General features: G+C 70.5%; 29 protein-coding genes and 2 pseudogenes. 15 read left to right on the plus strand and 16 right to left on the minus strand.

What is annotated here, in order from left to right; translation table 11 throughout:
- Positions 1 to 20 precede the first annotated feature (20 nt).
- A protein-coding gene (locus AB0M76_RS29345; RefSeq protein ID WP_365955847.1) for an IS3 family transposase occupies positions 21 to 1,231 on the plus strand; the annotation gives its coding sequence in 2 pieces (ribosomal slippage) (positions 21 to 312 and positions 312 to 1,231; 1,212 coding nt in all).
- 155 nt (positions 1,232 to 1,386) lie between these two features.
- Here AB0M76_RS29345 and AB0M76_RS29350 read toward each other — a convergent pair.
- Together AB0M76_RS29350 and AB0M76_RS29355 are read right to left on the minus strand one after the other, a co-directional pair.
- The gene (locus tag AB0M76_RS29350) at positions 1,387 to 1,590 is read right to left on the minus strand and encodes a hypothetical protein (protein ID WP_365955736.1); all 204 of its coding nucleotides are present in this window, start codon (positions 1,588 to 1,590) and stop codon (positions 1,387 to 1,389) included.
- A gap of 315 nt (positions 1,591 to 1,905) precedes the next feature.
- Positions 1,906 to 2,283: a hypothetical protein gene (locus tag AB0M76_RS29355; protein ID WP_365955737.1), complete on the minus strand. Its 378-nt coding sequence runs from the start codon at positions 2,281 to 2,283 to the stop codon at positions 1,906 to 1,908.
- 303 nt (positions 2,284 to 2,586) lie between these two features.
- On the opposite strand from AB0M76_RS29355, the gene AB0M76_RS29360 reads away from it, so the two are divergent.
- Positions 2,587 to 2,733, plus strand: a complete 147-nt coding sequence (locus AB0M76_RS29360) for a hypothetical protein (protein ID WP_365955738.1) — start codon at positions 2,587 to 2,589, stop codon at positions 2,731 to 2,733.
- Between the two features lie 386 nt (positions 2,734 to 3,119).
- Here the strand turns inward: AB0M76_RS29360 and AB0M76_RS29365 are convergent, their stop codons facing one another.
- Together AB0M76_RS29365 and AB0M76_RS29370 are read right to left on the minus strand one after the other, a co-directional pair.
- Positions 3,120 to 3,572: a hypothetical protein gene (locus AB0M76_RS29365; protein ID WP_365955739.1), complete on the minus strand. Its 453-nt coding sequence runs from the start codon at positions 3,570 to 3,572 to the stop codon at positions 3,120 to 3,122.
- 273 nt (positions 3,573 to 3,845) lie between these two features.
- Positions 3,846 to 3,992, minus strand: a complete 147-nt coding sequence (locus AB0M76_RS29370; protein WP_365955740.1) for a hypothetical protein — start codon at positions 3,990 to 3,992, stop codon at positions 3,846 to 3,848.
- Between the two features lie 95 nt (positions 3,993 to 4,087).
- On the opposite strand from AB0M76_RS29370, the gene AB0M76_RS29375 reads away from it, so the two are divergent.
- Entirely contained in the window at positions 4,088 to 4,579 is a 492-nt protein-coding gene (locus AB0M76_RS29375; protein ID WP_365955741.1) for a 2'-5' RNA ligase family protein, read from the plus strand.
- A 73-nt stretch (positions 4,580 to 4,652) separates the two neighbouring features.
- On the opposite strand, the gene AB0M76_RS29380 is transcribed toward AB0M76_RS29375, so the two are convergent.
- The 4 genes from AB0M76_RS29380 to AB0M76_RS29395 all read right to left on the minus strand — a co-directional run bounded on the left by AB0M76_RS29380 (position 4,653) and on the right by AB0M76_RS29395 (position 8,317).
- On the minus strand, positions 4,653 to 5,525 hold the full coding sequence (locus tag AB0M76_RS29380; RefSeq protein ID WP_365955742.1) for a hypothetical protein: 873 nt from the start codon (positions 5,523 to 5,525) through the stop codon (positions 4,653 to 4,655).
- A gap of 10 nt (positions 5,526 to 5,535) precedes the next feature.
- Positions 5,536 to 6,099, minus strand: coding sequence for a papain-like cysteine protease family protein (locus AB0M76_RS29385; protein WP_362636663.1), 564 nt, complete (start codon positions 6,097 to 6,099; stop codon positions 5,536 to 5,538).
- A 368-nt stretch (positions 6,100 to 6,467) separates the two neighbouring features.
- Positions 6,468 to 7,781: an MFS transporter gene (locus AB0M76_RS29390; RefSeq protein WP_365955743.1), complete on the minus strand. Its 1,314-nt coding sequence runs from the start codon at positions 7,779 to 7,781 to the stop codon at positions 6,468 to 6,470.
- Entirely contained in the window at positions 7,778 to 8,317 is a 540-nt protein-coding gene (locus AB0M76_RS29395) for a winged helix-turn-helix domain-containing protein (protein WP_365955744.1), read from the minus strand. The genes AB0M76_RS29390 and AB0M76_RS29395 overlap by 4 nt, the downstream gene beginning before the upstream one ends.
- Positions 8,318 to 8,658: 341 nt before the next feature.
- On the opposite strand from AB0M76_RS29395, the gene AB0M76_RS29400 reads away from it, so the two are divergent.
- From AB0M76_RS29400 to AB0M76_RS29440, 9 genes and pseudogenes are all read left to right on the plus strand, one after another.
- Complete coding sequence (locus AB0M76_RS29400; protein ID WP_365955745.1) at positions 8,659 to 8,853, plus strand: hypothetical protein; 195 nt, start codon at positions 8,659 to 8,661, stop codon at positions 8,851 to 8,853.
- A 97-nt stretch (positions 8,854 to 8,950) separates the two neighbouring features.
- Positions 8,951 to 10,333 carry an AAA family ATPase gene (locus tag AB0M76_RS29405; RefSeq protein WP_365955746.1) on the plus strand — a complete coding sequence of 461 codons (1,383 nt, stop codon included), beginning with the start codon at positions 8,951 to 8,953 and terminating at the stop codon, positions 10,331 to 10,333.
- Positions 10,330 to 11,391, plus strand: coding sequence for a tetratricopeptide repeat protein (locus AB0M76_RS29410; protein WP_365955747.1), 1,062 nt, complete (start codon positions 10,330 to 10,332; stop codon positions 11,389 to 11,391). The genes AB0M76_RS29405 and AB0M76_RS29410 overlap by 4 nt, the downstream gene beginning before the upstream one ends.
- A 40-nt stretch (positions 11,392 to 11,431) precedes the next feature.
- Positions 11,432 to 11,548, plus strand: a pseudogene (locus AB0M76_RS29415) (tetratricopeptide repeat protein); the annotation flags it as partial.
- Between the two features lie 196 nt (positions 11,549 to 11,744).
- Positions 11,745 to 12,203 carry a DUF3995 domain-containing protein gene (locus AB0M76_RS29420; protein ID WP_365955748.1) on the plus strand — a complete coding sequence of 153 codons (459 nt, stop codon included), beginning with the start codon at positions 11,745 to 11,747 and terminating at the stop codon, positions 12,201 to 12,203.
- Positions 12,200 to 12,712: a sigma-70 family RNA polymerase sigma factor gene (locus AB0M76_RS29425; RefSeq protein WP_365955749.1), complete on the plus strand. Its 513-nt coding sequence runs from the start codon at positions 12,200 to 12,202 to the stop codon at positions 12,710 to 12,712. The genes AB0M76_RS29420 and AB0M76_RS29425 overlap by 4 nt, the downstream gene beginning before the upstream one ends.
- Positions 12,709 to 13,167 (plus strand): hypothetical protein, encoded by a 459-nt coding sequence (locus AB0M76_RS29430; RefSeq protein ID WP_365955750.1) that lies wholly within the window; start codon positions 12,709 to 12,711, stop codon positions 13,165 to 13,167. The genes AB0M76_RS29425 and AB0M76_RS29430 overlap by 4 nt, the downstream gene beginning before the upstream one ends.
- Positions 13,168 to 13,210: 43 nt before the next feature.
- Entirely contained in the window at positions 13,211 to 13,399 is a 189-nt protein-coding gene (locus AB0M76_RS29435; protein WP_365955751.1) for a transposase, read from the plus strand.
- 690 nt (positions 13,400 to 14,089) lie between these two features.
- Positions 14,090 to 14,707, plus strand: a complete 618-nt coding sequence (locus AB0M76_RS29440) for a hypothetical protein (RefSeq protein WP_365955752.1) — start codon at positions 14,090 to 14,092, stop codon at positions 14,705 to 14,707.
- A 205-nt stretch (positions 14,708 to 14,912) separates the two neighbouring features.
- Here the strand turns inward: AB0M76_RS29440 and AB0M76_RS29445 are convergent, their stop codons facing one another.
- Entirely contained in the window at positions 14,913 to 15,353 is a 441-nt protein-coding gene (locus AB0M76_RS29445) for a hypothetical protein (RefSeq protein WP_365955753.1), read from the minus strand.
- 596 nt (positions 15,354 to 15,949) lie between these two features.
- Here AB0M76_RS29445 and AB0M76_RS29450 point away from each other — a divergent pair.
- Positions 15,950 to 16,390: a hypothetical protein gene (locus AB0M76_RS29450; protein ID WP_365955755.1), complete on the plus strand. Its 441-nt coding sequence runs from the start codon at positions 15,950 to 15,952 to the stop codon at positions 16,388 to 16,390.
- A 605-nt stretch (positions 16,391 to 16,995) separates the two neighbouring features.
- Here the strand turns inward: AB0M76_RS29450 and AB0M76_RS29455 are convergent.
- From AB0M76_RS29455 to AB0M76_RS29465, 3 genes are all read right to left on the minus strand, one after another.
- Positions 16,996 to 17,589 (minus strand): isochorismatase family protein, encoded by a 594-nt coding sequence (locus AB0M76_RS29455; RefSeq protein WP_365955756.1) that lies wholly within the window; start codon positions 17,587 to 17,589, stop codon positions 16,996 to 16,998.
- A gap of 253 nt (positions 17,590 to 17,842) precedes the next feature.
- Positions 17,843 to 18,142: a hypothetical protein gene (locus AB0M76_RS29460; protein ID WP_365955852.1), complete on the minus strand. Its 300-nt coding sequence runs from the start codon at positions 18,140 to 18,142 to the stop codon at positions 17,843 to 17,845.
- A 154-nt stretch (positions 18,143 to 18,296) separates the two neighbouring features.
- Positions 18,297 to 18,578, minus strand: coding sequence for an SDR family oxidoreductase (locus AB0M76_RS29465; protein ID WP_365955848.1), 282 nt, complete (start codon positions 18,576 to 18,578; stop codon positions 18,297 to 18,299).
- Between the two features lie 45 nt (positions 18,579 to 18,623).
- Between AB0M76_RS29465 and AB0M76_RS29470 the strand changes: the two are divergent.
- Positions 18,624 to 19,418: pseudogene (locus tag AB0M76_RS29470) on the plus strand (AraC family transcriptional regulator); the annotation flags it as partial.
- Positions 19,419 to 19,744: 326 nt separating this feature from the next.
- Here AB0M76_RS29470 and infA read toward each other — a convergent pair.
- The 4 genes from infA to AB0M76_RS29490 all read right to left on the minus strand — a co-directional run bounded on the left by infA (position 19,745) and on the right by AB0M76_RS29490 (position 23,769).
- The gene (gene infA, locus AB0M76_RS29475) at positions 19,745 to 19,969 is read right to left on the minus strand and encodes a translation initiation factor IF-1 (RefSeq protein WP_365955757.1); all 225 of its coding nucleotides are present in this window, start codon (positions 19,967 to 19,969) and stop codon (positions 19,745 to 19,747) included.
- 56 nt (positions 19,970 to 20,025) lie between these two features.
- A complete protein-coding gene (locus tag AB0M76_RS29480) occupies positions 20,026 to 20,790 on the minus strand; it encodes a GNAT family N-acetyltransferase (protein WP_365955758.1) in 765 nt (254 codons plus the stop codon).
- 448 nt (positions 20,791 to 21,238) lie between these two features.
- The gene (locus tag AB0M76_RS29485) at positions 21,239 to 22,417 is read right to left on the minus strand and encodes a M6 family metalloprotease domain-containing protein (protein ID WP_365955759.1); all 1,179 of its coding nucleotides are present in this window, start codon (positions 22,415 to 22,417) and stop codon (positions 21,239 to 21,241) included.
- 86 nt (positions 22,418 to 22,503) lie between these two features.
- Positions 22,504 to 23,769 (minus strand): alpha/beta fold hydrolase, encoded by a 1,266-nt coding sequence (locus AB0M76_RS29490; protein WP_365955760.1) that lies wholly within the window; start codon positions 23,767 to 23,769, stop codon positions 22,504 to 22,506.
- A gap of 205 nt (positions 23,770 to 23,974) precedes the next feature.
- Between AB0M76_RS29490 and AB0M76_RS29495 the strand changes: the two genes are divergently transcribed.
- On the plus strand, positions 23,975 to 25,729 hold the full coding sequence (locus AB0M76_RS29495) for an ABC transporter substrate-binding protein (RefSeq protein WP_365955761.1): 1,755 nt from the start codon (positions 23,975 to 23,977) through the stop codon (positions 25,727 to 25,729).
- Positions 25,730 to 25,736: the final 7 nt, after the last annotated feature.

Here is a 25,736-nt window from a genome sequence, read left to right on the forward strand (position 1 = left end):
TCCAGGAGAACGGAGTCCCCGTGGGGATGAAGCACTACCCGGCCGAGTTCAAGGCGGACGCGGTCGCGTTGTACCGGTCGAGGCCGGGAGCGACGGTCAAGTCGGTCGCCGCTGATCTCGGGGTGAATACCGAGACCCTGCGGAACTGGATCCGGGCCGCCGACGGGCGCCGGCCCGGCGCCCACTCCGCACCGCTGTCCGCTGCGAAGGCGGGCGGTGACGACGTTCAGGCAGAGCTGGCCGCGACACGGAAGAGGATCCGTGAGCTGGAGGAGGAACGCGACATCCTCCGCAAGGCGGCCCGGTATTTCGCGACGGAGACGCGCTGGTGAACCGCTGCCAGTTCGTTGATGATCACCACCGCCGTCACGGCGTGAAGCGGCTCTGCGACATTCTCGGCGTTTCCCGCTCGAGCTTCTACTACTGGCGCCGCACCGTGGCCGCGCGGACGGCCCGGCAGACCGTCGAGGCCCGGCTTGCGGCCCGGATACGGCGAGATCCACCAGGAGTCCGACGGCACCTACGGAGCCCCAGAATCACCGCCGAACTCCGCGGCGAGCGAGGCCTGGTGGTCAACCACAAGCGCGTCGCGAGGATCATGCGGAGCATTGGGCTCGAGGGAGTCCGTCTGCGCCGCCGGCACCGGACCACTGTCGCGGAACCGACGGCGGCGAAGGCACCGGATCTGATCGGTCGTGACTTCACCGTGGCCGCGGTGAACACGAAGTACGTCGGCGACATCGCCTATCTGCCGGTCAGCGGCTCGAAGCCGCTCCACCTCGCGGCTGTCATCGAGCTCGCCTCACGCCGTCTGGCCGGGTGGGCGATCGCCGATCACATGCGAACCGAGCTCGTCATCGACGCCCTGGCGGCAGCGGAGCGGACCCGCGGGAGCCTGGCCGGAGCGGTGATGCACACCGATCACGGCTCGCGATACACGAGTAGGGCCTTCGCTGAAATCTGCCGGTCAGCAGGGGTCCGGCAGAGCGTGGGCGCGGTCGGGTCCAGCGCGGACAATGCCGCAGAGGAGAGCTTCAACGCCGCCTTCAGGAGGGAGACGCTCAAGGGCCGCAAAGGCTGGTCGAGCGAGTGTGAAGCGCGACTCGACGCCTTCCGCCGGCTGACCCGATACAACACCCGACGCCGGCACTCCCGCCTCGGTCAGCGATCTCCGATCGCCTACGAGAACACCTTCCGACCAGCAACAACTACCCTGGCCCAAGCCGTATAGACGTGTTCGAAATCCGGGGTCAAGGCCCATGCGGACCTGCCCCCGGACTGCCCGTCGGCAGCCCGGTTTTTAGGCGATCGCCGGAAATGACACCCGCATGAAAGCCGATGCGTGGACGGGCCGGGGTCTGGGCGTGGGGGCGAGTGGTGCGCTGGTCAGAGCCCCTCGTCGTGCAGGTCCTCTTCGCGCAGCAGGTCGTCCTCGCGGCGGCGCGAGGCCTCCTTCTGGCCGGGCTTCTGTCCCTTCTCGCGGGACTGCCTGCCCGGCTGGGGCTGCGCGGGGTCTCCGGGGCGGCGATGGTGTTCCTGCGCCTCGCGGCCCTTGCCCGGCTCCTGACGCTTCTCCTGCGAACCGTCCATGACGGCGACTCCTCTTGATGCGTGGGGTACGGATTCCTCTCGGATCACGCTGACACGCACAGCGACGGTCTGCATCACGTCGACTGCGAAGCGAGGCACACGGATGACGCCCCTCCCCGGTGTGGCAGCGTCGCAGGGGCGGCCGGACCTTCAGTGCCGAGGAGGGACGCGATCCCCACCCCGCCCGTCGGCCTCACAGTGAAAGGCGACTGACGGCAGCCACTCGACATCGAGTAGCGCCCGGCTCAGCCTGATGGCCCACGAAGGCACTTGTGGCACGCGAATTCTGCCGCCAGGGTCTCCGCGTACGGAGGGTCACTTTCCGTCGGTGACGTAGTAGTCGTTCTTGAGATACTCCAGGGTGTAGCTGCCCAGCTCTTCCTCGGAGAAGGTGGCGGAGGACCTGACCGCTTCGAGTGGCATCTCGATCTTGTCGAGGGTGCGCACGGGGACGCGCTGCGGATCGACCATGGCGGTCTGCAGGGCCTTCTTCTGCTCGGGTGAGATCATCTGAAACACGATCACGTACGTCGACCTGCACGGACCGAAGCCCTGGTCCTCTGCCTTCTTCGCGCCGGGCCCGGCCACTTCGCAGACCGTGTCGATGTCCTCACGCCCGAGGCCGTGGAGGTACTGCTCGTACCGCTGGATCGCGCGCTCCTTCGTCCTGGGCGCGGGCTGGTTACCGGTCACAGTGGCCGACGGCTTCTCGGTTCCGGCGGACGCGGACGGCGTGCCCGACGGCACTTTCGCCGGTGTGGACGCGGACGGCTGCGAAGGCTTCGCGTCAGCGTTCTCCTTCGCTTTCTCCGGACCGCACCCGCACGCCACCAGCGCCACGCATGCCGATACCGCCACGCTCACCATCGTCCGCGTTCTCATCAGATCCCCTCCACCAGCCGACTGCCCATCAAGAGCTCACGCAGGATCCGGCGGAACGGTTCCCGACCCGCGACCCGCCCCACGGACCGCACCACCGCTGGGGCCGACACCCGTATGGCCAACCTGGGCCCCGGCGACCTTTTGGAGTTCGCGCGCCAGGCCTGCCTGGACCCGGACAACGTCCGCCTGGACGATGCGCTGCTGATCGCGTGGCGCGGCGGCGGGCCGGCAGTCTGGACCCCGGATACCAGCAAGGAGTGAGCGCAGCAGTGCGGGCCGCCCCGCCGGGGGTGTCGGCCCGCCAAGCGTGGGCGCGGGCAACAGGTCAAACGCGACGAAGTAGGCCGGCCACCGGGCGGCCAGGCCGGTAGCGCCACGGCTGCGGGCGGCCGCGGCGCGGCCCGCTTCGTACACGGCTCCAGGGGGCTGTTCAAGGCGGCAGAGGGAACCGAAGCCAGGCAGAGGCCGCATCGGGCGTGGAGGAAGGCGGTGTGGCCGAGCGGGATCAGGTTCGGGGTCACGTGCCGCCCAACGAGGGCCGGGGTGCGGCGGGCATCGTGCCTGCGCCGGCGAGCCGGTGACAGAGTGGCACCCCGGCGGCGTGGCGGCCGCGCCGCCTGTTGCTGAAGCGCAAGAAGAAGTAGGGCTCACTTCTTGCAGGGGAACGTCACCTGCTCGCTGCGGACGCTCTTCTTTTGGTCCGGCAGGTGGAGCGTGACGTACCCGGTCACCGCCTTGGCGTTCCTGGGCGCCGGCATGTCCACGACCTCAAGAACGACCTTGGTGGAGGTGCCCGCGCCGAAGGCGAAGGATCCCGGGGAGACCCGCGCGCGGCTGGCGTTCACGGTCCAGTGGTAGCGGACCGTGCCCGGCCCGGTCGCCGTGATCTTTCCGTCGAAGGCCATGGCCACAGGAGTGCCGTTGCACTCGACGGTCTCCCCCGGCTTCAGCAGGGTGACCACTTCGACTTTGGTGACCTTCACCGCCTGCTTGACCCCGCTCGTCCCGGCGGTTCCGGCCTGCGCCACGTGGGCGGGGGCGAGGGCCACCGAGGAGGCGAGGAGCGGGGCTGTGAGGAGCATGAGGTATCGACGCCGCATTGTGCTGCCTTCCGGATGAGGAAAGCCCCCGATCTCGGTCCCAGGATATCGGCAGCCCGCCCGGGCGGCCCGGCAGCCGGCGGTCAGCCCTGCGAAGGGATCGGCGCTCTCGGCGTGGCTACCTCACCGGGGTCTACGCCACCGGTCCGCCGCAGGTTGTGCAGGCGCTGGAGTCGTTCGCTGTCAGCGCCGGTGATGCCCTCGTGGAGTAGAGCATGGGGGTGGTGGCGGCGCTGGTGGCTTGCTGGGCCAAGCGCCGGCGGCGCAGCTAGACTAGTCGCCGCCGGTGGGGTCGGCGGCGACGACGATCCGCGCCATGTCGAGGCCGGAGAACTGGACGGCGTTGATGCGGGCGGCCTCGATTCTCTCCCGCTTCCAAACGCCTCCACGCCACGCCGAGCCCGACCGCCCGGTCCGCACCCTCGCCCACCTCGGAGTGCAATGGGCGCAGTAGCGGACCGGCCTGCGATGATGACGGCGTGCCAGAGCCAGGGACCACTGCCGTCGTCATTGTCTTGCCCGATGCCGCCCCGCTCCTCGATGCGGCGTGGCGTATCGACCCGGCTCTGGTGCGTCGTGGGCTGCCGGCGCACGTCTCGCTCCTCTACCCGTTCGTGCCGGAATCGGCGCTGACAGGTCAGGACGAGAAGGCCGTGCGTTCCCTGGCAGCGAGTTTCCCTACAGCTGATCTGCTCTTGGAGGAGCTCGTGACGGCGCCCGGCTTCGTCGCCGTCACCGTTCCGGAACTCCAACCGATCGTCGATGCGTTCCGCGCCCAGTGGCCCGGATTGCGCCCGTACAGAGGCCGCTTCGGGGCACGGCCCGCCGCCCATGTCACGATCGCTATGGGTGCAGACAACCCGACAGCCGCCGCCCAAGTCCGCACTGCGATCGACAGCCTCCTGCCGCTGCGCACCCGTACGGCAGCGGTCCAACTGGCGGTGCTGACGGAGGAAGGCTGGCAGTCGCGGTTCACCGCGCCACTCGGCGTCCCAGACGGGCTGTGAACCCCACCCGCCAATCCCCCCGAACCGTCCCGGCTGGCTGCCGGGACGGAGCGAGAGCGTGTGCGGGTCGGGCTCAGCGGGTGCCTGCGCGCCGGCGCCGACGGAGCGCAGCGGCCCCTCCCACGAGGGCGAGTGCCGCGCTGGAACCGCTGGCAAGGAGCAGGGTGGAGGACGAGGCGTCGTCCGCCTTGCGCTGGGGGCTGTAGCCGCTGGAGTAGCCGTTGGTGTCGTACTCCGAGCCGGGCAGCTTGTCGGCGTAGCGGGCCTTGACCAGTTTCTGGTAGTCGCTGAGCGACACCGACGCCTGGCCGCCAAGGCCTTGCCGGGCCTCGTCGTTGAGTGGCTCGACGGTGGTGAGCTTGAGCTGGTACCAGCCGCGGATCTGTGGCTCGGTGAAGACCAGCATGCCCAGGGTGGCCTTGCCGGCGTATGTGGCGTCGCTGTCGCCGTCGCGGATGGCCGCCAGGTGCCAGCCGCCGCCCTGGGTGGGGGCGAGCATGACGGTTGCGTTGCGGCCGTTGACGGTGGTGCTGAGCGAGGAGACCAGCTGCGTCAGCTTGATCGCCTCGGTGGGCAGCGGCTTGGCGGTGCCCGCTACGAACCCGGGGGTGATCTCGTTCCGTGCCACCGGGTCCTTGATCGTGAAGACCGGGAGGTCCTGGCACGGCTCGGCCGTTTCGGGGATCGTCTGCACTGGCCCGCCGGCATCGCCGGTGGGCACCGGAGTGCGCAGGAAGCGGCAGACCGCGTTGCGCACATCGGTGGACTTCACCGTGTCGAGGGCAGCCTGATAGTCGGGGATGTCGGCCGGGAGAGGGTCCTTGGCCGGGACCGCATGGGCCGGACCGACGACGGACAGCAGCGCGGATGCACTCAGTGCGATGACGATGGACAGGCGGGAGAAGCGAGAGCCCGTCCGCTTGCTGGACATTTCGGTGTCGCGCATGTCGCCTGCCTTAGCGGGAGATGCCGATGCGGGAGTGCGTCCACTTGGACGAGCTGTTGCTCACGTAGTCGTTGTAGTTCCACCACGTGTACGTGGTGGTGTCCGGCCACGGGTCGGCCACGGCGATCGTGTTGTTCGACGTGTCGAAGCCGTAGACCACGTTCATGTGCCCGCCACCGGACGTCCACCCGATGCGGGCACCGATCGGCCGGGCCGCCTTGACGTCGGTGTACACCTGGTTGAACGTGGCCGCGCTGTTCAGGCCCGAGCCGGTGTGGGCCATGCCGAGGCTGCTCCAGCCCCTGGCCATGTCGTCGAGCGTGGCGGGCTGGTTGTTGCAGCCGTAGTAGGGCTGGGCCCGGTTGCAGAAGTCCGTCTGTGTGGAGCCTAAGCCCTGGAACTTGGCGATGGTCAGCCCGGAGGCGACCCAGCACCACTGGGTCTTCTCCTGCTTCAGCATGCTGATGGTGTCCTGACCCGCTTCCGCGTGAGCCGTGCCGCCCACGGCCGCGAGCGATCCCAAGGCGGCCAGCACGATGGCCGACGCCGTGGTTCCATACCTGAATTTGCCCATGTTCCTGCCTTCCCCCTGATGGGTGCAACGAGATGAGCGGGGCGATCTGATGCGAATATGACAGCGCAGCATTCCGAAGACATAGGGTGTCTACATCAATTCAACCCCTACTGATTACTTGTCATGTAATCCTGCGAATAACGGCTGTTTCGTTTGGGGCGGGCGTTATCCCGTGATGCACGGATGAAGCCCGGCGCTGCCGAACGCGGCTTAACCGACGACTGAAGAACTGGAAGATCCTGCGGGCCTGTCGGCCCAAAGACCACGGCGTCGCAGAGCGACTGTCAGGGGTGCTGAGCGCTGCGGCCGCGGGCGGCGGCCCGGCGCTGCATTTTGAAGCGTGCGATATTCCCGTAGTCGCCGAAACCTCAAGCCTGATCGACTGACGCCCCTGGGGACGCGGCACGCTCCTGAACGGGATCCCAGGATTCCGGGTGATCTGGGTCATCGGCCGGGGCGGCGGCACGCAGCGCCGCCTCAACCCGGCGGTTGCTGGTCATGGTCGACGTGACGGCGGTCATGGTGAGGAGGAGGCCGGCGGCGGTGTAGAGCGGGGTGCGTACGTCGTAGGTGGTGGCCAGCCAGCCGCCGAGGAAGGCGCCGAACGGGGCGGCGCACATGGCGAGCATGCGGGAGGTGGAGGCGACCCGGCCCATCAGCTGGGCGGGGACGATCGTCTGTCGGAGGGAGGGGGCGAGCACCATCGTGGCGCCCATGCCCGCTCCGCAGACGGCGAGCGCGAGCCCGGCGGCGTACGGGTTCGGGGCGACGGCAAGGCCCAGGACGGCGAGTCCTTCGACGGCGGCCGTGCAGGTGAGCGCGGTGCCGGTGCCGAGTCGTCGGCCGAGGAAGGAGGCGATGCCCGCGCCGAGCAGGCCGCCGGTGGCCTCCGCCGTGAGGAGCAGGCCGAAGCCGAAGGTGTCGATGCCGAGACGATCGTGCGCGAAGAGGGCGAGTACGGTCTCCACGGCGAGGAAGGCGACGTTCCCGACCGCCGGACGGAGCGCGAGCCCGAGCAGCAACCGATCCCGGAAGACGTACGAGGCTCCGGCCCGTGCCTGCCGAAGCAGCGACTCGCGGGCCTGCGGTACGGGCCGGGGCGCGGCGGGCAGCGACCGTACGAGCAGTGCGGAGAGCGCGAACGACACCGCGTCGGCGAGCAGTGGAACCGCCCGCCCGAGCGCGAGCAGGGCGCTGCCCGCAGGCGGCCCCGCGAAACCGGACGCGGCGGTCTGGGTGCCGCGCAGTCGGGAGTTGGCGCGCTCCAGGAGTGCGGGGTCGCGGCCGAGCAGATCGGGCAGATAGGCCGTGGCGGCCGTGTCGAAGAAGAGTCCGCCGAGGCCGAGCAGGAAGGCGACGGCCGCGAGCAGCGGAATGCTCAGCACGTCGAGCGCGGCCGCCGCTGCCGGTATCGCGAGCAGCACCGCACGCGCCGCGTCCGCGACCCACATCGTGCGTCGGCGGTCCCAGCGGTCGACCAGCGCACCGCCGAGCACCCCGAAGAGCAGCCACGGCAGCGTTCCGGCGGCCGTGACGACGGCGAGCGCCATGGGATCCCGCGTCAACGTCAACGCGAGCAGCGGCAGCGCGGCATGCGTCACCCCGTCACCGAGCGAGGACACCGTCTGCGCAGTCCACAGCCGTCCGAATCCGGTCGGCAGCTTCCGAACGTCTGAGGTCACTTGGCGTCCGCTTCGGCCTGCTGGCGCGGTGCCGGGTGGAACAGTGCGAAGACGAGTGACGCGTCCGGCAGAGACGGATCGGACAGCTCCCGGTACTCGTCCGCCAGTGCCTCCAGGCGCGCCCCCAGCTCCGCGAACTGATCGTCGGTGAGCCGCAGATGCGCCATCCGTACGTGCCGCTCGCCATCCGCCGGCGATGCCTCCAGGTCTGCCACCGCATGCCGCATCAGCACATCCGGCCCTCCCTCGCCGGGATCCGGCAGCACGATCGCCCGCGCGGCCATCGCGTAGTACCGCTCGGTGACCCCCCGGACCTTCCGCGTTCGTACCACCTTCACCAGGCCGGCCCGTTCGAGCAGCCGTACGTGGTAGCTGGAACTTCCCTTCGCGAGGCCCACCCGCTCGGCGATCTGCGTGATCGTCGCGGGCTCGAAGCGGAGCACGGCCATGATCCGGTGACGCGTGAGATTGGAGACGGCGCGTAGCTGCTCGTCAGTGGTGACGTGGAACGTCTCGGGAAGATCATCGGTAGACATGTCCCCAATGGTCAACGATTCTTGACCATTGGGCAAGGGGATTTCGTTCGGTCTTCCGGAATCGGCTGTCCAACACGCGAGGCCTGCGCTCCTGCGCTCTCCTTCCCGACCTCGCTCAACCCGCACCCGGGCGACTTCGCTCCGCCAGTCGCGGAAGCTCATCCGCACCGCCCGAGCCCTTGACTCGTCACGAAACCGCGCGGGGGCCCGGCCGGTTGAAGCCACCGCGGCTGGGTCCCGCCACGGACCCGGGTAGCGCCACGTTCAACGCACCCGCCCTGGTCGGGCCTCTACAGTGCGGCCTGTGGGCGATCACGAGACGGACCTCCGCCGGACTGACCATGGCGCTGACCACGATCGCCCGTACCCTGCACGCCGCGGGCTGCGCCACCGTCGTCGTGATCGTCCTCCAGGCGCCCCAGCCGCTCCGCCTCGTTACCCTGCTGCTCGGCTCCACGATCCTGCTCGTCCTGACGTGCCGCGCCGCCTCGCGGGTACGCCGCGGGGCACCGAGGTATCCCGCGTACTGGTGGTAGCCGGCCGGACGCCGCCGGACCAACGCGCTCCCCGCGCCTGTCGATCTTGACCGCACCCGGTGACCGAGAGCCGCGGGCCGTTTTCTAGGCTGACCCCATGTCCGACGAGTCACCTCTCATCCGTAGCCTGCGGGCCGCTGTCGCCGCCGCTCCCGAAGACGTGCCCCTGCGGCTGCACTTCACCGAACTGCTCCTCGCGGAGGGGAGGCACGACGAGGCCGTCACGCAAGCCGCGGTCGCGCTGCAGCACGCGCCGGGCGACGAAGCCGTACGGGACCTGATGGTCCGCGCCATGCAACTGCCCACGGTCGGCACGCCCCCGCCCGCGGCCACCGCAACGCCGCCCCCGCCCACCGCTACCCCGCCCCAGGCCGCCGCGTCCGCCGCCCCCTCACCCGCCACGGACGGCACCCAACCCCCCGCCTTCGACTGGTCCGCCGCCGAGCAGGAGGTCGCCGACGTCGTCGGCCCCCGCTTCGCCGCCGACCCCACCGATCCCACTGACCCCGCCGACCCCGCCGACTCCGCCGGCGCGGGCGATGCCACCGAGGCCCCCCTGACCGCGGACGGCAGCGGCGACCCGGCCGATGCGTCCGCCTGGGACATCGACGCCCCCGGCGACGTACGCCTCGCCGACGTCGGCGGCATGCAGCAGGTCAAGGACCGGCTCGAAGCCGCCTTCCTCGCCCCGATGCGCAATCCCGAACTCCGCAAGCTGTACGGCAAGTCGCTCCGCGGCGGCCTGCTCCTCTACGGCCCGCCCGGCTGCGGCAAGACGTTCATCGCGCGGGCCGTCGCCGGCGAACTCGGTGCCGGCTTCATGTCGGTCTCGCTCTCCGACATCCTCGACATGTACATCGGCACCTCGGAGAAGAACGTCCACGACATCTTCGAGGCCGCCCGCCGACAGGCGCCCTGCGTGGTCTTCCTCGACGAGCTGGACGCGCTCGGCGCCAAGCGCTCGCGTACGCACCACGGCGGTCTGCGCAATGTCGTCAACCAGCTCCTCACCGAGCTCGACGGCATCAACGCCGCACAGAACGAAGGCGTCTTCGTGCTCGCCGCGACCAACGTCCCCTGGGACGTGGACCTCGCCCTGCGCCGCCCCGGCCGCCTGGACCGCACCCTGCTCGTGCTGCCGCCCGACGCCCCGGCCCGGGAGGCGATCCTCCGCTACCACCTGCGCGAGCGCCCCATCGAGTCCGTCGATCTTGGCAAGATCGTCAAGGTCACCGAGGACTTCTCGGGCGCCGATCTCGCCCATGTCTGCGAGAGCGCGGCCGAGTACGCGCTCCTGGACTCCGCCCGTTCCGGCACCGTCCGCATGATCGGCACCAAGGACCTCCTGAACGCGGCCAAGCAGATCAAGCCGTCCAGCGAATCCTGGTTCGTCTCCGCCCGTAACGTCGCCATGTTCGCCAACGACGGCGGTATGTACGACGACCTGGTCGCCTACCTGAAGAAGAAGCGCAAGCTGTGAGTGGAACATCCCTGCACCCACGGGTCGAACAGGCCCTCGAGCTCTACGGCATGAAGCGGCGCGAGGAGGCCCTGGCCCTCCTCGACCGGCGTCTCGCCGAGGCACCCCACGACCACGAGGCGTGGACCGCGCGCGCCCGCTGTCTCACCGCTCTCGACCGCAACGAGGAGGGGCTCGACGCCGCCGACCAGGCGCTGAAGCTCGATCCCGAGCTCGCCGATGGGCACTTCATGCGCGGATTCGCCCTGCGCAGGATGAGCCGGCTGCCCGAGGCCGAGCAGTCGCAGCGCGAGGCCATCCGCCTCGCGCCGGAACGCTGGGGCCCGCGTGCCCAGCGCGCCGAGATGCTGATCTTCGTGGGGACGAAGGAGGAGGCACTCCAGGAGGCCCAGGAGGCCGTACGGCTCGGCCCCGACGTCGTCGACACGTGGCACACCATGTACAAGGTCGCCGCGTTCAACAGCCGCTCCGACCTGGTGCAGGAGTCCGTGCGGCAGCTCCTGCGCATCGACCCGACCGACCAGCTCGCCGTCACCGAGGTCACCGGGCGCGAGGCCCGCAAGCCCGGCACGTCCGCCGCCCGGGCCGCCGACCTCTACGCTGGCGCACTCGCCGCCGCCCCCGACTCCGAGTCGCTCCGCTCCGACCTCGACAGGGCCGTCTACCGGATGCTGCGCGGCACCCGATGGCTCGCCCTGCTCTGTCTGGTCATGGCCGCCGTCACCGTCGACGTCTTCCCCACCGGGGGCGAGGCGAAGGAGCTGCCCGTCCATCTCGGCACCCGGCTGTGGGCGCTCATCCTGATGGCCGTGGTGTGGGGCTTCGGCGCCTGGCGCCGCTACCGGCGGCTGCGGACCGGGGCACAGCTCACCGTGTTCGCGCTCGTGCGCCGCTCATTCTGGCCCAGGGTCGTGCTCGGCCAGGCCACCTGGGCCACCCTGTGCGCGCTGCTGCTCGTGGCCCTTCCGTGGACCGAGCGCACGGTCCCTCAGGTCCTGTTCTGGCTGGCACTCGTACCGAACCTGCTCAGCATCACCCACGACCGGGACAAGGTCTGATGAGCCGGGCCCTGCACAATAGGCCGACGCCCTCCTCGGCCTGGGGCGCTACGAGCAGGCCGCCGCACTCGCCGCCCAGCACCTCGCCGGCGACCCCGACGACGCCACCGCACTCGTGCTGCTCGCCCGCTGTCGGCACCGCCTCGGCGACGAACAGCAGGCGCTCACCACCGTCGAACAGGCCCTGCGCGTCGAACCCGAGTCGGTGAGCGCCTGGCTGATGCACACCCACGTCCTGCTCGCCCTGAAGGCCGACCGGCCCGGTGTGACACGTCCCACAGGGAACGTTCCCGGGCCACGCCGCCTCCTCGGGGTGCCGGTACCTCCGCCACCCACACCCCGGGGAGCATCCCATGACCGTCCTCACCACCCGCCGCGCCGGGCAGGCACTCGCCGCCCTCCTCGCCGCCGACGCCCTCGCCCACCTGTACTGGGCCACGGGCGCGACCTGGCCCGCCGCCGACGCCCGCGCCCTGTCCCTGGCCGTCCTCGGCGCCGACGTGCCCTTCACCCCGCCCGTCGTCCTGCCCCTGGCCGCCGCCCTCACCGTCGCCTCGGCGGCGGTGGCGGCCCGCGCGCACGGCCGCGGCGGGCGCCCCGCCGCCCTGGTCACCGGCGCCGTCACCGCCGGTCTGGGGGTACGGGCCCTCGCCGGAGCCGGCTGGGCCCTCGGCCTGGACGCGGGCATCGGCGAGGCGGGCCCGGCCTTCCACCAGCTGAACCTGCTCCTGTACACGCCGCTGTGCGTGGGCTTCGGCTGGGCGGCCCTGCGCGTCCTGCGCGGCCCGCGGCCTGAGAGGGTCGCTGCGTGAGCACCGAACGCCGTGAGCGGGGCGTGGCCCTGGCGCGGGCCGCCCGCGCCGGGAACACCCTCGCGCTGCACGATCTGCTCGACCACCTCACCCCGTACGTGGACCGGATCTGCGAGCCGATCGCCCTGGCGGACGGCGCCGACGCCACGCAGGAGGCCCTCGTCGCCGTGTTCACCTCCCTGCGCACCCTCAAGGACCCCCAGGCCCTGTACGGATGGGTCCGCGTGATCGCCGTCCGCGAGGCCGTCCGCGTCGCCCGCCGGGCCGCCCGGGCGCGGCCCGCCGCCGAGCTGGCCGACGTACCCCAGCGCGGGGACCCGCAGCTGGCGGCCGACATCGCCGACGTCCTGGCCCGCCTCTCCCCCGACCACCGGGCCGTCCTGGTGCTGCGGGACGTGGAGGGCCTGGACGAGGACGCCGCGGCGGCCCTCCTCGCCATCCCGCCCGGCACCGCCAAATCCCGGCTCAGCCGGGCCCGTTCGAGTTTCCGGAAGGCGTGGTCGGCATGACGTACGCAGTGGACGCGGTCACCCGGCTGCGCATCATGGCCGCCGCCATCCCGGGCGCCCGGGTCGTCGAGCGGGTCCTCCCGGCCCCCGTGGAGGCCGTCTGGGCGGTGATGGGCGACCTGGAGGGCGGCTTCGGCGACTTCCAGCCGGACATGCGCCGCGTGCGCGTGGTCCGGGTCAGCGGCGACCGCGTCGAGGCCCTGGCCCGCAGCCGCCACGGCTTCCGCGCCCGGCTGCGCGGACACCTGCGGCCGGGCTGGTGCTGGCTCCAGAGCCGGTTCCTGATCATCGGCATGGCGGCCGCCCCGGAACCGGGCGGCGGCACCCGCGTGGCCCTGACGGGCGGCGTACGGATCCCGGCCCGCGCGGCGATCGTCCCGCTGGGCACCCGGCGCGAACTGGCGCGCGCGGCGGCCCGCCTGGAGGCCCTGGTCACGGGCCCGCCGGGGGTCTAGGCCGTTTCCTTCAGATCATCGGATCGTTGGTTGATGTGTGTCGTTGACTGACGCCCAGTGGGCGCGCATCGAGCCGCTGCTGCCGGATCGGACGCCGAAGCGGGGTGGGCGGTGGCGGGATCACCGGCAGGTGATCGACTCGATCGCGTTCAAGTACCGCACCGGGACGCCGTGGATGGACCTGCCCGAGCATTTCGGCTCGTGGAAGGGCGCCCACAACCGGCTGCGGTAATGGGCGGCCGACGGCACCTGGGAAGGCCTTCACCGCCCTGCGATCCAGTACCGGCCGGACCTGGTCGACGGCTGTCTCGCCGGCACAGGCCTCATCGTGGACGGCTGACCGACGGTACGAATCACCTTCAGCGGCTCAGTCCGGCGCGGCTTCCGGCTTCCGGCTTCCTGAGGCTGCGACCGGGACATCGAGGCCCGCTCTGCCTATCGGTGGGGCGTTCAGCGTCGTCTGAAAACCCCTTGCTCCCCGGTCCGCCTGCTTGGTGGGATGCAGGGGCTTCGACGGCGGGAGGGGACAGCTTGGCGGTGTTCGGGTGTGCGGGCTGCGGTGCAGTCCTGACGGCGGCGGTGTCGGAGGTGGCGTTGCCGATCCACCTGGCCGACACCCACTGGGAGACCCTGCACCCGCCACTGCTGGAGGCCGGGTCCTACGCCGTCGACCCCGCGCCGTACGGGCCGCCGTGGCGGCAGTGGGACGAGGTCGGGGCGCGCGAGGCGGCGGAGCGGGGGCGCTTCGCGCCGTTTGGCGCGCTGTCCAACGGACCGTCGGACACCGTCCTCCTCGCGCCCGGCGACATGCGCGGCACCAGGCTGATCCTCGAACGGGCCGGGGGGCTACTGCATGGGGATCGACGGGCGAGACGGGCCGAACCTTGCCTGCCTGGGCTGCGATCTGCCGGTTGGAACGCGGATGGACGACTGCGGGTGCTGGCAGGTCGTCCGGCTCGTCCCGCAGGCGGTAGTGCGGCTGCCCGGCCCGCCGGAGCGGCCGATCATGGATTGGGCGGAGCTGCTGGCCACCGGCGCGCTGTGGCACCGGCTGAGCGAGTACCGGGACATCCCGGCGGGCGTGGCCCTCGCCCAGTTGGTGGTGGCCGCCGGGGGCGCGCCGGTCGAGGTGGCGCCCGGGCCGGTTGCGGAGCTCCTCGGCCGGGCACTCGGCGCGCTGCTGCCCGCCGAGGAAGGTGCGAAGCGGCTGGACCTGGCGGGACCGGGGTTCGGCGAGCCGGCCGCTGACCTGGTGCTGGTACCGGTCCATCCGCAGACCGGAGACATTTGGCAGCCGCGTGGCGGGGCGGTGCCGGTACCTATGGATGCCGCGCTCTGGGCTGAGCTCGCCTTCCCGCCACACCGGACCCGGCTGCCGGTGGTCGGCGGGCTTCCGGCAGGCGTGGAGCGGGACGAGCCGCTGCCGTCGCACCCGGTGTACCCGTTCCAGCCGTCCACGGAGGCGTTCCGGTACACGCTCGCGCGGATGCCCGCAGTCAGGGAACCGTGGCTGCGGGCGATCTACGACCGAGGATGCTGACCCGTCAGAGGCGGTGCGGACCCCGACGTTGGGCTCGACGCAGACGGCGTAGTCACGGACCGAGTCGCAGCTGGGACCAGGACGCCCCGTGATCGCACATGGCTGACCGACATCACCCATTCAACTTCAGTAGTTGGCCAGGCTTTGCGTCGTTGGATAGTCAGATGACCACCATCTCGACGCGAGTGTGCGCGGTGATCCCCGATCAGCGGCGGCCGGTGGCCAGGATGACGAGGAACTGGCCGCCGCCCGCCTCGATGCCGGCGTTCACCGGCATCCCCGGTACCAGTCGGGAGAACCGGTCCACCAGCCAATCCGCCGCCTCTTGGGCGTCCTTCCTGGTCGGACAACGGCCCACCATCTCGCGGCCCCCCTTGCGCTCCAGCCTGTCGGCAACGGCGATCAGCGGCGCGGGTTCGACTACGTACAGGCGCTCCGGCCAGGCGATGACCACCTTGACCGCACCCTTGCGGGAATTGCACCCGCGGTGCGCGAGCCGCTCGGCGACCTTGGCCTTCCGGTCGGCGGTCCGGCTGTCGACACTGGGCCCCCGCGGGTCGTTCACCGACTCGTCGGGGTCGACCGGTTCGTCACAGACCCAGCACCGCCAGCCGTCGCGCTCGGCCACATCATCAAGGAGACTCATCCAAACAAACTAGCCTGCCCGGCCACCACCCGCGCACACCAGGGCCCCGGCCACGTCTCAACACCGGCCCACAGCGCTGCGACACCTGGCCGACTAGCGTGCAGGGACACAGGCGTGGCGCGGGCCAGGCCGGCCCCCATCAGCCTCGCGGGCGGCCGGACGTCACGTCCGTGACACGCACAACCGGTGCAGATCGGGAGGGGCGCACACACCAGAAGCGCTCCGGACCAGGCCCGGCGCGACAGAGGCAGGCGTCGCGACCTGCGCGCCATGCTAGGTCATGGCCCGAATCGGACCAGCAAGCACCACCCCGCGCGTGTGCGTGAGCCATGGCCGCGCAGTGCCGTGCCCACTGTGCGGATGGCCACCTTGACGACTGTCTACACTTAGGCCAGCCTTACCTTTGCTCGCTCCTTGCTGGTGTGAGCACACCCTGCAGAAGGATCCCTGGAGCAGCAATGTCCGCCGCCGACGCAACCGCGACCCAACGAAGATCTGGACGGGAAGCAGAACTTCTCCAGCTCCCCGACTGGTGTGGGACCGCAGTGGCGTCCCTGGCTGTATGCGCTGGGTGGGCAGCCACCACGTGGATTGCCTTGCACCTGCGCGCCGACATCACCCTGCACACCGCGGCGCTGTTCGTGCACCTCGCCTCCCTGGTCCTGGGCTTCGGTGCGGTACTCGCCATCGACTACTACGGCGCCCTGTGGCTCATGGGCCGCAAGACCCTCCGTGAGGTTCTCGACTTCACCGCGCCCCTGCACATACCCGTGTGGGCCGGCCTGGGCGGCCTGCTCTTCAGCGGTGCCTTCCTCCACCCCGATCTCAGTTCACCGCTGACCTGCGTCAAACTCGGCCTCGTCCTGGTGCTCTCACTCAACGGTGTCCAGGCGTCCGCCCTGCACCGCCGGCTGGCCGCCGTCGACGGCGGCCCCGTCCGCCGCTCGCTGTTGATCCGTGGTGCCGTGACGGCATCCGTATCGCAAGCTGCCTGGTGGGGCGCGGTCGCAATCGGCTTCTTGAACAGCCAGCACTGATCACCCCGCCGAGGCCCTGAAGAACCGCAGTCGGAAGACGCGTGGCAATTCCCGCTGACGGTTCTCAGACCGCCTTCCCGCTCTTGACACTGTCCGCCCGAGTGGTGAGGCGCCCCCGGGAGGCAAGGCGGCGCTGTTCGCGAGTCGCCCAGCGCCGTACGCGGTCGGGATCGAGCGGGTTGCCAAGAATCTGCACGCGGCAGGATGTGAACCCGCACCAAACGGGTGAGAGCCCCGGGCCGGGATGTTGTGGCGGCCCGGTGGTACTGCTGCCCCCAGAGCGCTCTGGGCACCGGGCCTCACCCGCGCACGCCATATCGGCACGGGCTGCCACAGACCCTAACCCCGGCCGGAACCAGCCGACCACGAAGCCGGAAAGTATCGGGGCTGACGCCTGAACCGACACCGCTGCGCGCGGTGAGGAGGCGGCTCCGTCCCAGGCCCGGACGGGCGGATCCTGGCAGACGCCAGCCCCGGGCGCCCCGCCCCGAAGGCTCAGGGCACCCGGACCGGGGGCGTGCACCGGCCAATCCAACGAGCAGTCCGCAGACCGGATCCGCGAACGTCAACCGTCACGGAGTGAGGACGTCGGCCTGCCCGCTGGACTAACTCGGCACCGGTGCCTGGCCGGACACCTCGATGCCGGCCTGGCGGAAGTCGTCCAGGGTGGAGGCGATGGTTTCGGGGGCGACGCCGACCGAGTAGTCCAGGCGTACCCGTGTGCCGAATCCCGCCGCGGCGGCGTCCAGAGCGGTGGCACGCACGCAATGGTCGGTCGCGATGCCCACCACGTCGACATCCCTCACCCCGCGGGCGTGCAGCCAGTCCGCGAGGGAGGTCCCTTCGGCGTCCGCGCCTTCGAAGCCGCTCTTGGAGGCGCTGTGGGCGCCTTTGAAGAAGACGGCATGGACCTTGCCGCCGGCGACCGTGGGGGCGAAGTTCGGGTGGAACTCGCCGCCTTCGTCTCCGGCCACACAGTGCACGGGGAAGCTGTCCTTGAAGTCCGGGTTTGAGGAGAAGTGACCTCCCGGATCGATGTGGTGGTCCCGGGTGGCCACGACATACTGGTAGTCACCGTCCGAGCTCTGCTCCACCAGCTCGGCGATCGCGGTGGCGATCTGGGCGCCTCCCGCGACGGGAACGCTGCCTCCTTCGCAGAAGTCTTTCTGCACATCCACGACGATCAAGCCTCGGCTCATCACGAACACCCCTCAGGACGACGGAACGACCCCCGCGTTCTACCGGCCTCCTCACATCCGCCGGAGGCATAGCGGGCTACGCTCACCCACACAGCCGAGGACATTCACCGCAGGAACGATTCGCGCTCGAAGGCGATTTCCACCTCAGGACGGCGACGGGACGGCTCACAGCGCGCTGGACGGCTGCAAGCGTGATCTGGCGTTTCCCCCAGCCTGCCCAAGGAGTAGGGCTGTGCTCGTTCCGACCCTGCCCTCACACCCCGTATCGCTGCGTGCTCGCTTCGCCGAGACCGGATACCTGCCGCTGCCCAGCCTGTTGACCCAGCTGCGACTGCCAGGTGTTACGGGAGAAGGTCGGCCGACTGGAGGCGGCGGCGCCGATCAGCACGAGATCATTGCCGCCCCTGGGGACGGTGTGGAGGTGGCTGAATCCCACGAAGGTCACGATCCCGAGCGGGAGCAGGTAGGACTTCAGGGTCAGCCGGCCTTCGCGGAGCTGCCGGAAGACGATCATGATGAGGGCGATGCCGGTGATCCATGTGGTCGTGGTCATGCCCTCCAGCCTGCGGTGAGCGGGCACGCAGCGCCTGCACCCCACCGATGGAGACAGGGGTGGAGATCCGCGCACGAGGAGGGGGCCGGACCGGGATTGCGGGTCCGGGTTGAGGGGCCGGGCGCCTCGGGCGCTGACGTCGCGGACTGCGGTCCTACAGCTGGTAGCCGCCGGAGACCTCGATGTTCTGTGCGGTGACCCAGCGGCTCTCGTCCCCGACCAGGGTGGCGATCATCTCGCCGATGTCGTCGGGTTCGCCGACCCGGCCGAAGGCGGTGCGTGCGGCGAGTTCCGGGATGACTTCAGGGAAGCGGGTGAACGCGTCGTCGGAGAGCCGGGTGCGGGTGGCGCCGGGCGAGACCGCGTTGACCCGGATGCCCCGGGGACTGAACTCCTTGGCCATGTACCGGGTCAGAACGTTCAGGCCGCCCTTCATCGCGGCGTAGGCCGAGTAGCCGGGTTCGGGGGCGGCAGCAGTTGCCGCGTTGCCCGGTCGGACCCGCCGGAGCCTGCGATGACCGGCACCGTGCTGGCGGTCATCGCCCAGGGCACCAAACGCCTGGCCCTGGGCGACCGGGTCCTCGAGTACGGCCCCGGACAGTACCTGGTGGCCTCGGTCGACCTGCCGATCACCGGCCAGTTCCTGCGTGCGAGCCCCGAGCGTCCCGCCCTGGGCTTCGGCCTGGTACTGGATCCCTCCGCAGTCGCCGAGCTGCTGCTGCACGCGGGGCCCTCGAGCGCCCCGCGCAGCGCAGGCGGCGCCGTACCGGCCCTGGCCGTCTGCGACGCGCCCGCTCCGCTGCTCGACGCGGTGGTGCGGCTGCTGCGGCTGCTGCGGCTGCTCGACGAGCCCCTCGACCGGGCCGTGCTCACACCCCTGGTCAAGCGCGAGATCCTGTGGCGCCTGATCACCGGTGAGCAGGGCGCCGCGGTACGCCAGCTCGGCCTCGCCGACAGCAGCCTCAGCCACGTCGCCCGGGCCGTGGCATGGATCCGCAGGCACTACGCGCAGCCGTTCCGGGTCGAGGACCTGGCCCGGCAGGCCGGGATGAGCCAGTCCGCCTTCTACCGGCACTTCCAGGCGGTGACCACGATGAGCCCGATCCGGTTCCAGAAGCAGATCCGGCTCCAGGAGGCCCGCCTCCTGCTCGCCTCCCGGCCCGGTGACGTCACCGGCGTCGCCCACCGCGTCGGGTACGACAGCCCGTCCCAGTTCAGCCGCGAGTACCACCGCCAGTTCGGCACGCCTCCCAGCAAGGACGCCGCACGCCTGCGCCTCGCCGCGCCCCGCGGGACGGCATGGCCCCCCGCGCCGATCCGCCCGGCGGTGCCCGGGGCGGCCGTGGCACATCGAATGCCGCAGCGATATCCGGCCAGAACGTCCGGCGGAGGGTGAGACGTCCCGTCCTGCAGGGCATTTTTGCGATCGCCCTGGGTTCGCGCGGCTTTGGGAGCGTCCGCGGACCCGGATGACCGGGGCGTTGCCAGTTGCGCACTGGCCCCGCGCCCGACCCTGAGCGCGGTGCGGTCACGCCGACGCCGACCCGGCCGGGCCACCGAGCCGAAGCGTGCGCCCGGCGATCCGGGCGCACGCTTCCCCGCTCAGGTCCGGTACCGATAGATGATCCGGCCGCGGGTCAGGTCATACGGGCTCAGTTCCACGAGCACCCGGTCGTACGGGAGGATCCTGATGTAGTTCTTCCGGATCTTCCCGCTGATGTGCGCGAGCGCGTGGTGCCCGTTCTGGAGCTGCACCTTGAAAGTTGCGTTGCGCAGGCATTCGACGACGGTGCCTTCGACTTCCAGGCCCTTGGCTGTTCTTGGCAATGTCTCTCTTTTCTCTCGTTTGATGATTCCGAGTGGGTGGCGCGAGTGAGGGGGGGTCAGCTGCGGACCATCTCCAGGTAGCCGCCCGTTCGTCGGGCGCCTGCCCCTTCGAACAGCGCGACGCCGGCGGTGTTGGACTCGTCCACTTCGGCCCATGCCGACGCGATGCCGTCGCGGTGCATCGAGCCCAGCGCGTGGGCCAGCAGTGCCCGCCCGGCGCCATGGCGCTGATGGTCGGCCAGCACGGCGATGAGCCCGATTCGGGCCCGTCGGCGGATCGGTACCACCCGCACCAACCCCACGTACCGGCCGTTCCGTACCGCCACGGCGTACTTCGCCAGGTCCACCGGCATCGAACCGCCGGGATTCGGCACCACCTCGGCCGGCATGGTCCGCCAGCCGACAGCAGCTTCGACTTCTTCGCGGATCGCGCGGTCCAGCGCGCGCAGCCGGACCGGATCAGCTTCGGCGCCGGGAAGCACCTCCACGTCCGCAGGCGGAGGCATGGTGCCGAACCTGGTGACGCCGGGGGTGGTGGGCACGACATACTCCCGCTCACGGCGTCCGACGGTGAAGCCGACCTGCTCCCAACGCGCCTTCAGGTCCAGGTCGGCCGCACCGACGAGGGTGTGGAGCGGGGTCGGCAGGTCCGCCAACATTGCGCTGGCGAGCCGGACGAAGACCGTGTCCTGCCAGACGTCGATACTGACGAACAGCCGCCCGTCGGACCGGTTCGAGACGTCGCCGTGGCCGACGATCCGACCGTCCGACACGGCCTGCCACTGCGTCTCGGCAGTCCGGGTGACCATCACAGAGTTCATAGGTTGTCGCCTTTCAGAAGTGCCTTGTCAAGGGCGCTCCGACGACACCTGAGTCAGTCGCACACCGTGATGGAAGGAGGGAGCACCCACTTCGATACAACGTTCACGGGTCCCACCTCCTCACGTCCTGTCACGGTGCCCGCACACTACCCAGCGGGGGCTTCCCGCTCAACTCATTTTGGGGCGGCCCGACCGTTCCAGCTGATGGTCGGTGCAGCACGACACCCTTACTGATCAAGCTCAGCCTGCGACAGCACGATCGGTGGTTCGCCAAGCTGGATCGGCGCCGCCTGTGCCTTGGCTCCTCACCCATTGACGCATCCGAGATCGCCCTGGGGAGGAAGCATCTGATCGGAATCCCGACCTAAAACACGGCCTGGATGGTGCGACGTGCCGGCGGGACGCAGGTAAATCCACGGGAATCAGGTGGACGGCGGCCGGACCGAAGTCACTCCTTGCTCAGCCGCACCGTGTCTCCCGTCCGTCCGCCCACGACGACGTCGATGCGCACGCCGGTCGCGGGGTCGGTGAAGCTCTGTCCGGGTGCGTACGCGGCCAGGTCCAGCGGGGTGCAGCCGGTGGGCGGGGTCGTGGTCGGGTTCGCGTTCATGATCCGAACCGGGCCCTCGCCGGTGCGGGCGGCGGAGTCGACCTTGTAGATGAGGACGCCGGTGGAGCAGGCGGCCGCGTCATTGCCCTCGGCACGGCGGGATTCCGCCACGTATGCCGTCGTCTCGCCCGCCCGCAGCACGGCGATCTTGGTTCCGCCGGGCCGTTCCACCGGGGTCAGCCGTACCGTTCGGCGACCGGACGCGGGCAGGCAGGCGACCTGGTCGTCGCGGGTCCACCCGAGCTTCCAGGAGTGCCAGCCGAGGTGCTGCGGGGCGTGGCCGGCGATGTTGCCCATGACGTCCCAGCCGCCCACGTACTGGTGGGTGGCGCCGGTGAACGAGTACAGGTCGGGCAGCCCGAACGTATGGGCGGTCTCGTGGGCCGCGACCTTGTGGCCCCAGCGCCACATGTCCTGTCCGAAGGTGACGGCCCATTTGAGGCGGGTGCCGTCGACGGTGATGCCGGGCGCCGCCGGGTCGTACAGGTAGGTCGGTGAGAAGGGGATGGCGGTCGCCGTCCTGGCGGGGACGACATAGACCATGTCATAGCGGGAGAAGTCCGCGTAAGGGTCGGCGGCCGTGATCGCGTCGCGGAGGTACTTCTCGTGGGCCTCGAAGGTGAGGCCGCGCGCGAAGCCGTAGGAGGTGGACTCGGCGGGCATCCGGATCCAGCGGTGCAGTGAGGTGTTGTCCAGTCGCAGACGGCCGTAGCTCGCGCGGCCCATCCAGCCGGAGGCCGGGGCGAGGTGAGCGGCGTACGGCTCGGTGGAGTCGGTGGCCGGGGCGTCGGGGAAGTCCACGTACAGCGTCAGGACGCGGCGGGTTCCGGTGGCGGGCTGGAACTGGGTCCGGTCGGTGTCGTGGCCCTCGTCCGTCCAGCCGGTCCGGCCGGGGAGGACGCAGCCGGCGGCCGGGGGCGGCGAGCCGGGGGCAGCGGCCGCGGTGGGGGCGGACAGGCAGGAGATGAGGGCGACGGCCGCGGCGAGCGGCCGTAGGCGGTGGAGCGGGTTGGTCATGTCTCTCCCGTCGGTGGCAGGTTGAGGAGTTACGCGGGCGGGCGGGAGGGAGCTGCGTGGCGGGGCGGGAGGGACCTGCGAGGGTCCTACGCGCGACCCGCGGCCAGGTCCATCAGGCGGGACAGCACGCGGCCGCCGGAGGCGGTGACGCCGTCGTGTTCCCATTCGTTGGTGACCCATACCCGGGTGGCGCCGACCTCGCGCGCGGTGCGCAGGGAGAGCCCGGCGTCCACGTACATGTCGTCGTGGTAGACGAGTGCGGCGAGCGGGACCCGGTTGGCGGCGAGGCGGCGAGGGTCGTACAGCGGTGGCCAGTCGGGGCGTTCGGCGAGAAGATCGGCGGCGTCGGCGAAGGGGCGCAGGCCCTTGATCTCGCGGAACATCCAGGGGTAGATCATTTCTCCGGTGAGCAGGAGGGGGTCGGCGTCCTCGGTGAACTCGGGGAAGTCCGCCAGCGCCCTGGACGCCGCCCAGGCCGTCGGCCGCGCGCCCTGGCCGTACAGGGTCTCCTGCATGACGGCGAAGAGCGGGTTGTCGGTGAAGCCGGTCAGTGTCATCACCTGATGCAGGAACGTGTCGGTCGGCTTCCCTTCCTCGTCGAGGGATTCGTCGAGGAGCCAGTGCATCCGCTCGAAGCCGTCGCCCATGCCGAGGGCGAGGCCGAGCGTGCGCAGGCGGCGGGGGGTGAGCCGGTCTCCGTCGGGCAGGCGCACATCGGTGGCAGCGAGGAGGCGGGCGATCTCGCGCAGCCGGGCTGCGTCGTCGGGGTAGCGGGCGTAGAAGTCGAGGACGCGGTCCCGCACCCGGGGGTAGGTGCGGGCGTAGACGTCTTCGGCGGTGGCCGAGACGCCTGGCAGGCCGCCGGTCACGTAGCACGCCCGCAGCCCTTCGGGCGCCTGGGAGAGATAGGTGAGAGTGATGAAGCCGCCGTAGCTCTGGCCGAGGGTCTCCCAGGGCTCGTCGCCGCACAGCTGCCGGCGGATGAATTCGGCGTCCGCGACGATCGAGTCGGCGCGGAAGTGGCCGAGATGGTCGGCCAGCCGGGCCGGTGAGGGGAACCGGGAGGCCGCACGGGCGGTGACGGGGGTGGAGCGGCCCGTTCCGCGCTGGTCGAGGAGCAGGACCCGGTGGGTTTTGAGGGCCTGGGGCAGCCAGCCGGGTGAACCGGCCGAGGGCCTGGGTGACTTGCCGCCGGGTCCGCCCTGGAGATAGAGCAGCCAGGGGAGTTGGCAGCCTGCTTGGCGCGCATCGGTGACCTCCCGGGCGAAGATCTGGATGGTCGGGCCGTGCGCGGCCGCATGGTCCAGGGGGACGGTGAAGTCGTGGTCGACGGTCGCGTACGCGGGGTTCATGGGTCCCTTTCGCGGCTGCGGCCGCATAGTGACGTGTGACATTGCGCTACAGCGTCGCGCGACCAACGGGAGTCGTGGAGCCCCCACTTGCCCATAACTCCGTGCTATGGAGGTGCGACAATTGTCAGTGCCATTTCACATAACTATGTTATCGGTCACATTCCATCCTCCTCGGGCTGCCCGACTGTTCACGGAGTGACCACTGATGAACAAGCGCACTCTCCACGCCGTCGCCACCGCCCTGGCGGCGACCGTCACACTCGGCATGGCCGGCTGTTCCAACGGCAACCACTCCGGCGGCAGTCGGCAGGACAAGGACGGGAAGAACCCCGCGCTCGCCAACGCAGGGGCCACGGTCGGCGGCACTCCGCAGAAGGGCGGCACACTGACCATCCTGTCCAATCAGGACTTCACCCACCTCGACCCGGCCCGCAACTGGGTGATCGGCGACATGGACTTCGGCACCCGGCTGCTCTACCGCACGCTGGTTACGTACAAGGCGGAACCGGGCGCGAAGGGCGGAGGGCTGGTCCCCGACCTCGCCGAGGACCTCGGCGTCTCCTCCAACGGCGCCAAGACATGGACCTTCAAGCTCAAGAGCGGCCTCACGTACGAGGACGGCACCCCGATCACCGCCCAGGACGTCAAGTACAACGTCGAGCGGTCCTTCTCCCCCGACCTGCCCGGCGGCCCGGACTACGCCGCCCGCTACCTGGCCGGCGCCGAGGGCTACCGGGGCCCCGCCCAGGGACAGCACCTCGACTCCGTCAAGACCCCCGACGACCACACGATCGTCTTCGAACTCCGCAAACCCTTCGCGGAATTCCCCAACGCCACCGTCCTGCCCACCTTCGCCCCGGTGCCCAGGGTCCAGGACAAGGGCCCCCAGTACGACAGCCGCCCGTTCTCCTCGGGCCCCTACAAGATCGAGTCGTACGACCGGGACAAGCGGCTGGTGCTGGTCCGCAACCCCCACTGGGACCCGGCGACGGACACCGTGCGCAAGGCGTACCCGGACAAGCTGGTCGTGGTGATGGGACTGAGGGCCAATCAGATCGACGACCGGCTCATCGCCTCCGAGGGCGTGGACGCCTCTGCAGTCTCCTGGGGCAAGCTGCGCCCCGAGAGCACCCCCAAGGTGCTCACCAAGGCCGACGTCAGCGCGCGGCTGCTGGCCGAGTCCACCAACTGCACGGAGATGGTGCAGATGCACACGGGCCGCGCCCCCTTCGACAGCGTCAAGGTCCGGCAGGCCGTGCTGTACGCCCTGGACCGCGAAGCGGTGCTGACCGCCTCGGGCGGCCCGGCCCTCAACGACCCCGCCACCGCACTCATGCCCGGCTCGCTCTTCGGCGGCAAGCAGCCCGACACACTGGGGATCCCGGCCACGGGTGACGTGGAGAAGGCGAAACAGCTCCTGAAGGAGGCGGGCAAGCCGGACGGGTTCACGACCACCATCACCGTCTCCAACGGGGACAAGGGGGCTGCCGAGGCGGTCCAGCAGTCCCTGGGCCGGGCGGGGATCAAGGTCACCATCGACACCGTCGACCCGTCGGCCTTCTACGACACCATCGGTGACACCAAGAACCGCACCGACCTCGTCTACACCGGCTGGTGCCCCGACTACCCCTCCGGCTCCACCTTCCTGCCCTTCCTGTTCGACGGCCGCTACATCAAGGAGAAGGGGAACTCCGGCAACCACTCGCTCTTCCGCGACGAGGCGACGATGAAGCGGATGGACGAGATCGCCGGCATGACCGACGCCGCGCAGGCCAACACGGCGTGGCGGCAGCTGGACGGGGAGATCCTCGCCAAGGCCCCGACGGCGCCCGCCGTAATCGAGCGCATGCCGCTACTGCTCGGCACCAACATCGCCGGCGCCTTCGGCCACACGTCCTTCGGCGGCCAGCTCGACTACGCCACGATCGGGCTCAAGGACCCGGCGAAGAGCGGCACCTGACCCCACC

Origin of the sequence: Streptomyces sp. NPDC051364 (assembly GCF_040682115.1) — a bacterium.
Lineage (GTDB): Bacteria > Actinomycetota > Actinomycetes > Streptomycetales > Streptomycetaceae > Streptomyces.